7 protein-coding genes are annotated in these 13,389 nt (G+C 59.7%); 2 read left to right on the forward strand and 5 right to left on the reverse strand.

What is annotated here, in order from left to right; translation table 11 throughout:
- Positions 1–265: 265 nt before the first annotated feature.
- Positions 266–2,725 carry a tachylectin-related carbohydrate-binding protein gene (locus tag FHG12_RS20640; protein ID WP_139517583.1) on the reverse strand — a complete coding sequence of 820 codons (2,460 nt, stop codon included), beginning with the start codon at positions 2,723–2,725 and terminating at the stop codon, positions 266–268.
- A 586-nt stretch (positions 2,726–3,311) separates the two neighbouring features.
- Here FHG12_RS20640 and FHG12_RS20645 point away from each other — a divergent pair.
- Both FHG12_RS20645 and FHG12_RS20650 read left to right on the forward strand, forming a co-directional pair.
- On the forward strand, positions 3,312–4,391 hold the full coding sequence (locus tag FHG12_RS20645; protein WP_139517584.1) for an NAD(P)-dependent alcohol dehydrogenase: 1,080 nt from the start codon (positions 3,312–3,314) through the stop codon (positions 4,389–4,391).
- 60 nt (positions 4,392–4,451) lie between these two features.
- Positions 4,452–5,459 (forward strand): SDR family oxidoreductase, encoded by a 1,008-nt coding sequence (locus tag FHG12_RS20650; RefSeq protein ID WP_139517585.1) that lies wholly within the window; start codon positions 4,452–4,454, stop codon positions 5,457–5,459.
- Positions 5,460–5,588: 129 nt separating this feature from the next.
- Here the strand turns inward: FHG12_RS20650 and FHG12_RS20655 are convergent, their stop codons facing one another.
- The 4 genes from FHG12_RS20655 to FHG12_RS20670 all read right to left on the reverse strand — a co-directional run bounded on the left by FHG12_RS20655 (position 5,589) and on the right by FHG12_RS20670 (position 13,328).
- A complete protein-coding gene (locus tag FHG12_RS20655; protein WP_139517586.1) occupies positions 5,589–8,942 on the reverse strand; it encodes a glycosyl hydrolase in 3,354 nt (1,117 codons plus the stop codon).
- 89 nt (positions 8,943–9,031) lie between these two features.
- The gene (locus FHG12_RS20660) at positions 9,032–10,039 is read right to left on the reverse strand and encodes a nucleoside hydrolase (RefSeq protein WP_139517587.1); all 1,008 of its coding nucleotides are present in this window, start codon (positions 10,037–10,039) and stop codon (positions 9,032–9,034) included.
- A gap of 42 nt (positions 10,040–10,081) precedes the next feature.
- Complete coding sequence (locus FHG12_RS20665; RefSeq protein WP_139517588.1) at positions 10,082–11,647, reverse strand: GDSL-type esterase/lipase family protein; 1,566 nt, start codon at positions 11,645–11,647, stop codon at positions 10,082–10,084.
- Between the two features lie 64 nt (positions 11,648–11,711).
- Positions 11,712–13,328, reverse strand: coding sequence for a glycoside hydrolase family 43 protein (locus FHG12_RS20670; protein WP_139517589.1), 1,617 nt, complete (start codon positions 13,326–13,328; stop codon positions 11,712–11,714).
- Between the last annotated feature and the right edge of the window lie 61 nt (positions 13,329–13,389).

Below are 13,389 nucleotides of genomic sequence, written 5' to 3' on the forward strand. Positions count from 1 at the left end.
GCTGTTTTTTGAAGAATCGTGGCTACAAGGTACGCGGTTGGCGCTGCGTTATTTGGCCTGCCCGAATTCTGCTGAGATTTATAGAACAGGAAATGAACAATTGAGGATGAAGCTCATGCAGAATGAGGCCCCCAGCATCTAGGGCATTACATGTATATTCAATCATAAAATATTGATTATCAATATTTTACAGTATAGGCATTAAACAAAAATAAATCCCTCGCGGGATTTATTTTTGTCTTGCGTGGGGCACTGCCAAGGCCTTCTAATCGGAGAGCACCTGCTTCATATTCCAGCCGGTGCCTATTTTGCGGGCTTTGGTATCGGCCCACCGGAAGCTACCGTCGCTACGGCCTTCGTGCCGAAACCATAACAAGTCGTTGGCGGCGTTGATGGCGTAAATCACGCCCCCGCCACCCGCAAATACCTGCTTCATGTTCCAGCCCGTACCCACTTTGCGCGCTTTGGTATCAGCCCACTGAAAACTGCCGTCATGGCGTCCGTCGTGCCGAAACCACAGCAATTCGTCGGTTTGGTTGACGGCGTAGATGATGCCATCGCCACCGGAGAAGACGTGCTTCATGTCCCACCCGGTGCCCACTTTGCGGGCCTTGGTATCGGCCCACTGAAAACTTCCGTCGTCGCGCCCGTCGTGGCGGAACCAGAGCAGGTCGTTGTTATCGTTGATGGCGTAAAGAATGCCATCGCCGCCCGAAAACACGTGTTTCATGTTCCAGCCCACGCCTACTTTTCGAGGTTTGTTGTCGGTCCACTTCAGGCTGGCAACCCCACGGCCTTCATGACGATGCCACATCAGGTCGCCGGTGTCGGTTACGCCGTACAGGACGCCGTTGCCGCCGGAAAAGATCCGCTTGTAGTTCCAGCCCGTGCTGACCTTTTTACCGTCTTCGAATGCCCAGCGGAAACTGCCGTCAGATCGCCCTTCGTGCCGATACCACAGCAAGTCGCCCGTGGTGGTCAGGGCATACATTACATGCGAAAAGCCCCAGCCCGCTCCTACTTTGCGGGCCTTATCAGCTGCCCACCTGAAACTACCATCGGCGCGGCCTTCGTGCTTAAACCACAGTAAATCAGCGTCTTGGTTAAACCCATAAATCACGCCGTCGCCGCCCGACAAAACATGTTCGAGGTTCCAGCCGGTCCCAACTTTACGGGCCTTATCATCCGCCCAGCGGAAGCTGCCGTCGTTGCGTCCGTCGTGCCGAAACCACAGCAGATCGTCGGCATCGTTGATGGCATAGATGACGCCTTCACTGCCCGCAAAGACCTGCTTCATGTTCCAGCCGGTGCCCACTTTCCGCGGGTTATTGTCGGTCCAGCGGAAGCTGCCGTCCCCGCGTCCGTCGTGGCGGAACCAGAGGAGGTCGTTGTTATCGTTGATGGCGTAAAGAATGCCGTCGCCGCCCGAAAACACGTGTTTCATGTTCCACCCCACGCCCACCTTGCGGCCCGCGTTGTCGGCCCATCGGAAACTGCCATCGCCCCTGCCTTCGTGCCGATACCACAACAAGTCGTTGTTGGGAGTAATCGCGTAGATGACGCCATCACCACCTGAAAAGACGTGTTTCACGTTCCAACCAGTGCCCACTTTCCGCGGATTATTGTCCGTCCAGCGGAAGCTGCCGTCGGTGCGCCCGTCGTGCCGAAACCACATCAGGTCTCCGTTGTCCATCACGGCATAGATGACGCCGTCGCCGCCCGAAAACACGTGGGCCAGCTGCGGGTTGAGCCGTGAAAAAGCGAGCGTAACGGCATTGTTGCCTGCATCATACGCCGCTACCTTCACGGTCACGGCCGCCTGCGGCAAATACATCTGGGCGCCGGCCTGCGCCATCATCGCTCCAATGAGCAGGGTGCTGGCACCCGGTTTGGCGCCGTTGGTAAGGTGCGCGAGCACCCGTCCGGGGGCGCCGTTCGGAAAGCCCTGATCCCAACCTTGGCGCGCCCGATACTCCACAAGCAAGCGTTGGCTGCCGGCAAGACTATCTGCCAAGGCCACCACCGGCGACCCGGCGTAGGCTGTCGGAGGAGCGCCCTGCAAGGGCGTAAGCGCGACGGTTGCCTGGTGAGGAGGCAAGGAAAGCGCGCCCCTCAAATCGTGCGTTACGTGGGGTTGGGCCAAGTCCAGCCACCCGCAGCCGATCAGGGTTGAGGCAGTCATACCCGGCCCGCCAACGGCATGCAAGGGCTCCTCCTCGAAAGTAAACTTGTTGCCCTCATGCCCCATGATGCAATATTGGTCGCCGTACTCTTGAAAGGGCAGGGCGGCAGTGGGCGTATCCAGGTTGGCATGGGTGGCCCCGTACATGTGGCCCAACTCATGGCCCAAAATGGCTGGGTTTAGGCTTTGCGCCGCCATGTGGTTGTACTTCAGTGGGCCAGGCGTGTTCCAGGCTGCGCTGTGGGCATCGGCTTTGTCGATCACCAGCACAAAATGGCCATAGGGCGAAAGATCCACTCCCAGCCCCTGCTCCACGAGGGGCACCACAGTGGCGCCCGCATTGAATTGCAGGGCGTTCCAATCGTCGCTGGTTTGGGGCAGCTCAAACCAGTCGAACACGCGAAATTCGAGTGCCTCCCGCCCACCCGACTGATCTTGTAAATAGCCGGCCACGTTGGTGGTTAGCTGATGAACGCGATCGCGGGTCAAGGTAGTTACCCGCGGTTCGTTTTTGCACTTTAGCAACAAGACGGCTAAGTTCATGATCTATAGATTAAAGCGATTCCTCTACTCGATTCTCTCCAGTGCTTTCATTGGGCGCTCAGCCCAGTCGCAAAGCAACAAAGTACAATTTATTATTAGTAAATTAAAATATATAATTTTTATAATTCATGTTGAACGGTAGCCCGAACGGGCACGCGGGGCATGGATTCACGGGCAAGTCGCGAGAAGTGCAAGCGCTTGGCGTACCGCAGCAATGCGGCAAGCCTTTTCTTATATAACTATCTATATATCAATTGCTTATAAACAAGACCGCATACTACCTCATAGAATTTAAGGCCACTGCAGGCTGATAGTTGTCTGGAAGCGTTGATGCGAAGAACCGTCGAGCGCTTTCGCTTGGGCGATTACTGAATTTTGCCGCTACGTATTTATACAAATGCTTCGCTGTTTGCTTACGGCGGCGGCCAAATTTTCGGCTCAGGCTATATCCCAGCGCCAGCTTAGCGGAGCCCGTTTGGCGACTTCAGCCTGAACCGTAACGTTAGGCCGCAAGGCCGCGTTGAACCGATCACCCCGCCGGCTTCCTCGGTGCCCCTCCCCCAACCAAACCGCCTGCTTTCTTTCTATGCAAACTTTCCCCACGAAAGCCTACGGAGCCACGGGCTCTGTATTCAACAAACTTGCGCCCATGGACATCGAGCGCGCGGCTCCGAAAGCCGACGAAGTGCACATCGACATCCTGTATTGCGGCGTTTGCCACTCCGACCTGCACCAAGTAAAAAACGACTGGCACAATACCATTTACCCCTGCGTGCCCGGCCACGAAATCATCGGTCGGGTGGTCGAGGCGGGCAGCAGCGTGACCAAGTTTCGGGTCGGCGACCTGGTAGGCGTCGGCTGCATGATCGACTCGTGCGGCGTGTGCCCGGCCTGCCAGGAAAAAGAAGAAAACTACTGCGAAGGCCCCGTGAGCTGGACGGCAACCTACAACGGCTACATGAAGCCGCAGAACAAGGACTTCAACACGTTTGGCGGCTACTCGACCAACATTGTGGTGAAAGAAGACTTTGTGTTGCGCATCCCTGAGGGCCTGGATCCGCAGGCGGCGGCGCCCATCCTGTGTGCCGGCATCACTACCTATTCGCCGCTGAAATACTGGAAGGTGGGCCCCGGCCAGAGCGTGGCCGTGGTGGGCATTGGCGGGTTGGGCCACATGGCCGTGCAGCTCGCGCGGGCCCTGGGCGCCTCCGTCACGGCCGTTACGCGCGACAAGGAAAAGCAAGCCGACGCCGAGAAACTAGGCGCCCACGAGGTCCTTATTTCGTCGGACGCGGCCGCCATGAAGGCCCACGAGCTGAAGTTCGATTTCATACTTATCACCATTCCCGACGCCTTCGAGGTGAACGACTACGTCAAGCTGGCCAAGCGCAACGGCGTGATCACGACCGTAGGCTTGCTGGGCCCTTACAAAGCGCCGCTCGACAACCAGGAAGTAGCTATGCACCGGCGGTCTGTGGCCGGTTCCATCATCGGGGGCATTGCCGAAACGCAGGAAGTGCTGGAGTTCTGCGCCGAGCATAACATTTTGCCGGAAGTGGAAATGATCAAGATGCAGGACATCAACGACGCCTTCGACAAGATGCAGGACGAAGAAGTACGCTTCCGCTACGTCATCGATATGCAATCCCTGAAAGGCTCCGAATAGCCATTCGGCAGCCCAAATCAATTCTACCAAACCAACCAGAGCCAACCATCACCTGACACCATGAACGAAGAAAATAAATTCAGCCGACGCCAAGTTATCAACGGACTGGGCGCCGGCTTGGCCGTGGCGGCCGTGGCGCCGATTCTGCCGGCCGAAGGCGCGCCCTTGCCCGCCGAATCGGCGGCCGCTCCCCTCACCGATCCTACCACCAAATACCCCAAGCCGCCCTTCAAAGGCCAGTCGCAGCCCTGGCCGGGGCTAGCGGGCCAGATGGACCCGCGGCCCGACCACGGCGAAACCAGCTACAAAGGCTCCGGCCGTCTGGCCGGGCGTAAGGCCCTGATCACGGGCGGCGACTCGGGCATGGGCCGTGCCGCGGCCATCGCGTATGCGCGCGAAGGAGCCGACGTGGCCATCAACTACCTGCCGGCCGAAGAAGCGGACGCCAAAGAAGTCATTGCCCTTATCAAGAAAGAGGGCCGCAAGGGCATTGCCATTCCGGGCGACTTGCGCGATGAGGCGTTTTGCAAAAAGCTAGTCGATGAGGCCGTACGCGGACTGGGCGGACTCGATATTGTGGTGAGCAACGCGGGCCGGCAACAGGCGCATGCCTCCATCCTCGACATCTCGACCGAGCAGTTTGACTGGACGATGAAGACCAACATTTACGCGCCTTTCTGGATCATCAAAGCGGCCTTGCCGCATTTGCAGCCCGGCTCGGCCATCATCGGCACCACTTCCGAGCAGGCCACCGACCCTTCCGCGGATTTATACGATTACGCCCAGACCAAGGCGGCGACTACCAATTTTGTGCGCTCCCTGGCCAAGCAGCTGGCGCCGAAAGGCATCCGCGTCAACGGCGTGGCGCCGGGCCCCATCTGGACGCCCCTGCAAGTCAGCGGGGGAGCTACGCAGGAAAAGCTGAAAAACTTCGGGGGCGACACGCCCATGGCCCGGCCCGGCCAACCCGCGGAGCTGGCGTCTATTTACGTGCAGCTGGCCGCCAGCGACGCCAGCTATGCCACCGGCCAAGTCTACGGATCGGCAGGCGGCAAGGGCATGCCATAACTATCTGATTATCATATAGTTATTAAAATAAATGCTACAGCACATGCTGTAGCATTTATTTATCGCCGAAGCACAAAACCGGGCGAGCCTAGGCTCGCCCGGTTTTGTGCTTTTGGGCGCATAGTCCGCTTATTGGATGCGTCTTTCCTGTTTCAGAATCACGACCGGCCCCAGCAGCCCCGAGGGCAAAGGCGGCGGCACAGGCAAGACGTTTCCGAAAATGGCGTTGGTAGCGAAGGTAGCACGTTGGCCCACGGGCAGGCGGGCGTCGCCGGCATGCCGATTGGTCCAGAGGTTGGTAACTTTTACTTCCAGCTTGTTGGTGCCCGCTTTCACGGCCGGGCTGATGTCGACTACGAACGGAGCTTTCCAGAGAATGCCCAGCGGCTGACCGTTCAGGCTGACTTCCGCGATTTCCTTCACCTCCCCCAGATCCAGCAGCAGCTTGCCGCCGAGCGCTTTCTTAGCCACCTTAAATTCGTGCTGGTACGTGGCAGTACCAGAGAAATAGCGCAGCGTACTGTCGCCCGAGGCCGTCCACGACTGTAGCGCAGCGGGCCGCCATAACGTGGTGTTATTAAACAATTTAGGAAAGCTCACCTGCCAATTTCCGGCCAGCGTCTGCACGGGCGTCGGCACGGCGTAAGGCACAGCCGCCGAAGATGCCGTGGCGGCCTGCCGAAACACCACGAACACCGACCCGTAGGGCTCCAGCCGCAAGGGCACCGTTGTGAACCCGTCGGCGATTTGGTAGCTCACCGGCTCCCGCAAGCCCGTATCGGGGTGCCAGAGCTCCGGCACGAGGCCCGTCACGCGGAAGCGCACGTCCAGGTTTTCCGGCTGATACTGCTGGTTGGCCACAAAATAGACGTGCTGCCCCTGGTCCTGGCGGTGAATCCAGCTCAAGGTCGTGTTGAGATGGGGCTTGCTGTAGGCCAAGTCTTCGGGTGTTTGCAGCGCCATCAGGACGTCGGCCAGCGGTTTGCCCCAGTACACACGACCTAAGCCGTAGGTATTCAGCAGGTTAGCCTGACCGTCGGTGCCTCCCCAAAGCTCGGTAGCCAAGGTGCGCACCTGCGTATCCACGGCGGGGTAACCGGCCAAACCCGGCGAGGCCACCGGCTTCGGACCCGACACGACCAGGCCCGCGGCCACCAGCTCCTGCAGTTTTTGCAGCAGCGGCAGCGTCGTCTTGGTGAGGCGATCGGGCAGCACCAGCACGCGGTAACTCATGCCGCTGCCCAGCACCAGGCGGCCATTTTCGACTTTGGCTGTGGCCAGCACTTCGGCATTGACGTAGTCGAACTTGTAACCCTCGGGCACGGCTGGGCGCTGGGCCTGCCAGAACGGGGCCGCGGTGGGCGCGTCCTCGCCGATAAAGTAGGCCACGTCGCCCACAAACTGCCCTTGCTGCAACAGGTACGAACAGCGGGCCAGGTAGGCATTCCAGGCCACGGCCTGCTCGGCCCAAGTGTTCTGGCGGGTATAGTTCTGGCCGAAAATAGCCAGCGTAATGCCCGGTTTAAGGCTGTCGAGCGGCTGGTGCACAGAGGTATGGATCACGAAGCGGTTCACCCCCAGGCCCAGATAGTGGTCGGCCATGTACTTAAGGTAGGCGGGCGGGCCGTAGGGCCGCGAGACGTCGGTAAAGGACTCAGTGGCAATGATGGGCTTGCCGTAGATGTGGGCGGCCGAAGCGGCTTCCAACACGTCGGCCTGATGCTCGGCGCGGAACCCACCGGGGTTTTCCGTCCAAAATTCGGCCATCGGAATGTCCACCCGGCCCTTGCTTTTGAGGCCGTCGCCGAGCGTGCCCAGGGCCGCCCCAGGCGCTTCGGCGTAGAGCTTGATGCCTTTTTTATGGGCCAGCTCGGCAATGGTGGTGTAGTGGTTGTCGGCCAAAAGGTCGGAAATCGTGCGGCGCCAGTCCCACAAAAAACGGTCGCTGACCTCGGCGCTGCCCACCACCCGACCGGCCAGCACCGGCAGGAAGGGCGTGGCCGAGTAGCCGTTGCGGGCGTTAAACTCGCGTAGCATCTGGTCGGTCCAGTTTTGCACGCCGGCTTCCCAGCTATCAAGCAGCAGGTATTGCGGGCCAGGCTGGTCACCTACGGCTTTGAGGTAGGGTGCCAAGTAGTTTTCTAAGTAACTGGTAACGTGCGCTTTACTAAACTTATCAACCTCCAGCCCAGTTAGCTCGGGCGGGGCCGGGTGGTTGGTGATGCCAGTGAGTGAGTAGCCCATGCGCAGGATGGCCCAACGGCCGGCCGGCACCTGCCAATCGAGCGAGCCGTCGGGCCGCATCCGGCTGGTTAGGTCTATTACCTGGCCCAACGGTACTGCGCTGGTTGTGAGGGCAGTAGGCACCGACTGGTACTCGTACATTAGGCCAAAAGCTGCTTGGTCTTCCCAGCGGTTTACGCGCGCGCCGGCCAGCACTTCTATTTCGCTTATGGCATACTCTGTCGGAGGCTTGGTGTTGCCCAGCACCGCATTCAGGCCCGCCGAAATGTCGTAGATATCCTTGGCCACCGGCCGCAGCTCAACCCGAAAGAACCGCGCCGTAGTAGCCGGGAAGGAATACGTCAGCTGCGGCGCGGGCCGGTGCACGGCGCCTGGCAGCGTAGTCAGGGGCCAGAAATTCTTCCCGTCGTTGCTGGCCATTACCTGCCCGCTGGCGGGTACGGGATTGAACCCGCCCAGCAGGTGGGCGCCCACCGTCACGGCTTCCGCCCGAAAAGGCTGGGCAAACTCAAGCTGGACCCACGCGGTATTGGTGCCGGGCGCCACCTTTACGATCGTACTCGTACTCAGCCGGCCATCGGTGAGTGAGGTCAGGTTGGCCTTGCCGTCGCTGGCCGTAAGCGTGGGCTTGCGCTCGCGCATGGGCACGTCGGTGGCCGGCAGCCGGTAGGCGACCACCGAAAAATCTTTATAGAACGACGGCGGCTTGGGGGCATCGGGGCCCGCCTGCGGGTCGACTAAGGCGGCGTCCTGCATTGGGCCAGCCACGGCGGGCGGGGCAGATAGCTTGCCCCGGAAAAGCTGGCCGCCCGTTACGCGGGTTTCGCTCCACACCACTTTTTTCATGGCTTCGGCAGGCGACACCATTGGTCCGCCGGTTTCGCTCCAGCCGCCAGCCGCCGAGAGCGTCCACTCCAAGCCCAAGCGCTTGGCCTCGGCGGCGGTGTGGTGAAGGGCGTCTTTCCACACCTCGGACCCGTAGACCACGGGGGTTTTCACTAAGCGCGGCGTGCCCAGGTTGGCTTCAAACTGCTGCATGCCGCCAATGCCCACGCGCTGCATCCACTCCAAGTCTTTGGTGATGCCTTCCTTGGTTACGTTGCCGTTCATCCAATGCCACCACACCCGGGGCTTGGCCGACTGAGGCGGAGCCTGAAAAGCCGCTTGCCACTCCGCGGGCGTTTGCGCCTGAATGGCAGTCGAGAGCAACAGGCAAAGGGCTGTGTATGAATACTTCATGGGTGGAGGCAAGTTGAGTAAATGCCGCAGGGAGTGAACGTTATCGACGTTTTTCCGAATTGTAGAGCAGTAGCTGCGCGCGAGGCGAGCTAGTTTCTCTGCATCTCCAGCTTGGCAAAAAAGTCGTTAAACAGCAGGTTGCTATCGAGGTAAGTATACACCCGAATCAGGCGGCCGCTGGGGTTTGCGTCGTAGGTACCGTGCGCGTTGAGCGTGGGGGCCTGCCTGCGCACGTAGCGGCTCGACGACGGGTCGGCATCCATAGAGGATTGCAGCGCCGTGAGCAGCACCAGCGGGCTGTCGCCCAGAATGTAGGTTTCACCTGTGTTCTCGTGCAGTTGGCTTCCCAGCATCGCAGTGAAGGCTTCGAGCGTATTGTACAGGTAGGTTCCCATGCGCCCTCTGCTCTTCACCCTAGTCACCAACTGCGAATGGGGCAGCAGCAGTTGGCGGTAGGCATCGCGGGGCACTTGCCACAGCGGCAGCCGCGTACGGTTGAACACCGCTCGCGCCGCGCCGAGGTCGGTGGCCGTGTTGAATTCGATCTTTACCGGGCCGGGAGGCGGCAGCGCGAGGTCAGGATATTCTGGGCCACCAATCCAAACGAGCGTAAGCTTGTCCGCAATGCTCGGGGCAAGGAGCGCCGCCGACGCAATTTGGGTGAGGCTCCCGCCACACAGCACGTAAAGTGGTAGTTGGGTGTCGGTGCGCAGCGCCTCTTGCCGAATAAACTCGGCGCCAGCGCTTGAAACGGGCGTACTGTCGTTGGGCATGGGGAGGTTGGCCCCGGCCAAAACAGGAACTTTGCCGGCCATCTTCAGCAGTTTTAGCACTTCCGTTGCTTTCTTCACCGCGTCATCGGCCTGCGTCGTTGAGGGGTCAAAATCCCCCAACCGCGAACCGATTACGGCCCGGACTTCGACCGACGGAGAGAGCAGCAGGTGCACCAATTGAAATAACCCATCGGGGTCGCCATTGAAGTCGTTGTCCACGATGACGCGCATACGAGGCATTACCGCGCGGGAAGCGGTGCCCTGCTCCTTGCTTAAGAGCGGAATCAGACCCAGAAAGAGCAATAGAAATACGTGCTTTTTCATTAAAGCAGGAACAGGGATTTTTAGTAAATGCTTGTATAACAATTACTTAGCAAGAGCAGCCTTAACAGCATTCTCCAGCAGGGGCTCCATTACGCGGTAGCCAGTCAGATTGGGGTGCACGCCATCGGCGGAATAGGCGGCTTTCATGCCCTGGCGCTCGTCGGCCAGCGCCGTGTGGTAATCTACATATACCAACTTATGCTGAGCGGCATACGCTTTTAGCTGCTGGTTGAGAGCGATGATTTTGGGCGCGGGTGCCAAGCCGGGGCGCCACGGAAAGTCGTAGGCAGGCGGCACCGACCCCAGCACCACCCGAATGCCGTGGGCCTGGGCCAGCTCGACCATCGACTGGATGTTGCCCAGCGTGGTGGCCGGGTGATAGGGCCCGGTGTTTTCGGCCACGTCGTTGGTGCCCAACAGAATGGCTACTGCCGCCGGGTGCAAGTCAATTACATCCTGCCGGAACCTGGCCAGCGTTTGCGGAGTGGTTTGGCCACTGATGCCCCGGCCGATGTAGTTGTGCGCCTTGAAAAACGCGGAATCGTCGCGCGCCCAGTTTTCCGTGATGGAATTGCCAATGATTACCACCCGGCGCTCCCCTGCTTTGGGGGCGGGCAGCTTTTGGTTGGCGGCCGCATAGCGTTGCAGGTTGGCCCAATCGGTGCGCAGCAATAGCTCCTGGCGCTTGCGGGCGCCGTCGATGGTCGCCATCGTTACACCCGGCGGCAGGTGCTGGATGGTGAGCAAGCCCTGTAGTTTCAGCCATTCGCCGAAACGATCAATCCAGGTGTCGGTGGGCAGGTTTTGCTGGCGCATACCGAAACCGTGGCCTCCCTTGGCGTAGACGTGCAACTCGGCCGGCTTGCCCACCGCCAGCCAATCGCTATACAGCTGCACGCTTTGCGGCGCCAAGCCGAGTTGGTCGTCGCTGGCGGCAGCGGCAAAAAGCGGCGGCGCATCAGTGGGTACCGGCTGCTTGGGCAGCGCGCCGAGGTAGGCGTATATGGGGGCCAGAAAATCGGGACGGTTGGCAGCCGTGTAGCTGTAGCCCACACCCGCGGCCACGGTACCGCCGGCCGAAAAGCCCATCAGCCCAATCTGATTGGGCAGTATTCCTAATTCTTGCGCGTGGCTGCGCACGTACTCCATTGCCTTTTTGCCGTCGGCAATCGCCAGCGGCACCACCGGCGCGTTGATGGCGTCGAGCTTTTTGCGGTCGCTGAACAGGGCGAAGCTTTCCTTTACCGGGTCGTCGGTGAGGCTGTGCACCAGGCGATACTTCAGCACGAAAGCGGCTACTCCTTTAGCTTGCAGCCACTTGGCCACATCGTTTCCCTCACTGTCGATGGATAGGGTATGAAATCCGCCACCGGGGCAGATGATGACGGCCGTGCCCGTGGCTTGGCTTGGGCTGGGCAAATAGGCCGTGAGCGTAGGCGAGGTCACGTTGTACACCACGCGGGTATTGAACATGTTCTGCGTGTTTTCTTTCTCGGTCCAAGTCCAGGTTTCCGAGCCTGGCGCCTTGCCCGTATACAGCGGAATCACCTGTTGCGCCCGAGCAGTAAAGGCGCAGAAAAGCAGCATGCCCAGCGAAAACTTCTTCATGTGGTGAAAAGGGTTTCTGTTTATTAAAAGCAATGGCGAACAGTCCGAAGGCCGGACTGCCGGCCTACTTCGGCGCGTAATCAAACCAGTCAAACAGGGCGTCAGAGGGAGACTTTTTGCCCGCAGCCGAGGCGTACAGTCCCAGATAAACGCCCGTAAATCCTCCGGCCGTTTCAGAGCTTATCAAATAAGTATCGATCGTTGCGATCTGCTTAAAGCCTTGATTTCCTTGAGCATACGAAAAAGTATAAGCTGGCCGGGTTCCGGTTACGCGCAGTTGTACGGGCCCTGGTGCCAGCGTTACCTCCTTCTCCACATGGCGAATGCGGCCCAGCGTATAAGCCAGCACCAAGTGGCGCTGGCCGCCGGCTTGCCGAACGAAGAGGTCGTAGTGGTGGCGGTTGTTCATCAGCACCGTGAGTCCGGCTTCTTGCCCCGGCACTTGGGGCGTAAAGTCTAGGGCGGTGGTAGCCGTGAAATCGTAGTGCTGCTGGCGGCGCCCCACGAAAGTTGGCGAGCCCAAGGTGCTGTCTAGCGTGGTCGCGTTGCCCCGCAGGCGCAGGAAGCCTTTTTTATCGGTGAGAGAATAGGCTGTCGGGTCGGGATTGCGCAGGAAGTTCCAGGCCCAGCCGAGCTTGCCGGCGTTGAAGTCGTCGCGCACCGGGGCCGCCGGAAACGCATGTTGCGGCAAAGTCGGCACCTTCATGTCCTCGGCTAGCGTACCGTTGCCGTTGACCACCGGCCACTCGCCGGCCGGCCAGCTGACCGGAACTAAGTACGTTTCGCGGCCCAGAATATGGTGATTGCTACGGGGCCCGATCACGCGGAATCCCAACGCGACCATCCACCAAGAGTTGTCCGGCGCTTGCACCAGATCGGGGTGGCCGACGCCCTGAATGGGGTTGTCTTGGGCGCTGACCTGGGCATGAGTCAGAATGGGATTGGCGGGGTTGCTGAGGTAAGGCCCCGCAACGGCCTTGCTGCGCGCAATGGTCACTTTGTGGCCGTATTCGGTCCCTCCTTCGGCAATCAGCAGGTAGTACCAGCCGTCTTTCTTGTACAGGTGCGGCCCTTCGGGGTAGCGACCGCCGGTACCGGGCCAGATGCCGGTTTGCTGGGTCAGGAGCTTGCCGGTAGTCACGTCAATTTCAGCCAGTTGAATACTGGGCACGCCGGCTTGACGACCCGTTGTTGTCAGATATACTTTGCCATTGTCGTCAAAAAACAGGGACGGATCGATGATAAAAGGACCGCCTTCGGCATTGGTTTGAATCCAGATGGGGTCGGACCACGGACCGGCCGGGTTTTTGGCCGTCACAAGGAAGTTCCACCCGCCCATGACGTTGGTCGTGATCACGTAGAAAGTCCCGTTGTGATACCGGATGGTCGGCGCAAAGATGCCCAGCGAAGCTTCAGCTTTTGCCAGCGGCAACTGCGCCGGGCGGCTGAGCACGCACCCGATTTGCTCCCAATTCACCAGATCGGTGCTATGAAAAATGGGCACCCCCGGAAAGTACTCGAAGCTGCTGTTTACCAGGTAGAAATCGGCCCCCACCCGGCACACACTAGGGTCCGGGTAAAAGCCGGGCAACACCGGATTGTGGTACCCCGTGCCAGGCTGCGCCAACGCACCTCCGGCCACCCCCAGGCAAAACAGAAGCGCAACGAGGTGCTTTCTCATGCAAAGCGAATGTCTTTATTGTACATAAGTCTTTTACTATCAAGTACTTATGTAAATATCT

Source organism: Hymenobacter jejuensis, from assembly GCF_006337165.1.
In the GTDB taxonomy this organism is placed as follows: Bacteria; Bacteroidota; Bacteroidia; order Cytophagales; family Hymenobacteraceae; genus Hymenobacter; species Hymenobacter jejuensis.

Bases quoted from the DNA above. Each gene is read 5' to 3' on its own strand.
- FHG12_RS20640 (WP_139517583.1), bottom strand. From the start codon at position 2,725: ATGAACTTAGCCGTCTTGTTGCTAAAGTGCAAAAACGAACCGCGGGTA.
- FHG12_RS20645 (WP_139517584.1), top strand. From the start codon at position 3,312: ATGCAAACTTTCCCCACGAAAGCCTACGGAGCCACGGGCTCTGTATTC.
- FHG12_RS20650 (WP_139517585.1), top strand. From the start codon at position 4,452: ATGAACGAAGAAAATAAATTCAGCCGACGCCAAGTTATCAACGGACTG.
- FHG12_RS20655 (WP_139517586.1), bottom strand. From the start codon at position 8,942: ATGAAGTATTCATACACAGCCCTTTGCCTGTTGCTCTCGACTGCCATT.
- FHG12_RS20660 (WP_139517587.1), bottom strand. From the start codon at position 10,039: ATGAAAAAGCACGTATTTCTATTGCTCTTTCTGGGTCTGATTCCGCTC.
- FHG12_RS20665 (WP_139517588.1), bottom strand. From the start codon at position 11,647: ATGAAGAAGTTTTCGCTGGGCATGCTGCTTTTCTGCGCCTTTACTGCT.
- FHG12_RS20670 (WP_139517589.1), bottom strand. From the start codon at position 13,328: ATGAGAAAGCACCTCGTTGCGCTTCTGTTTTGCCTGGGGGTGGCCGGA.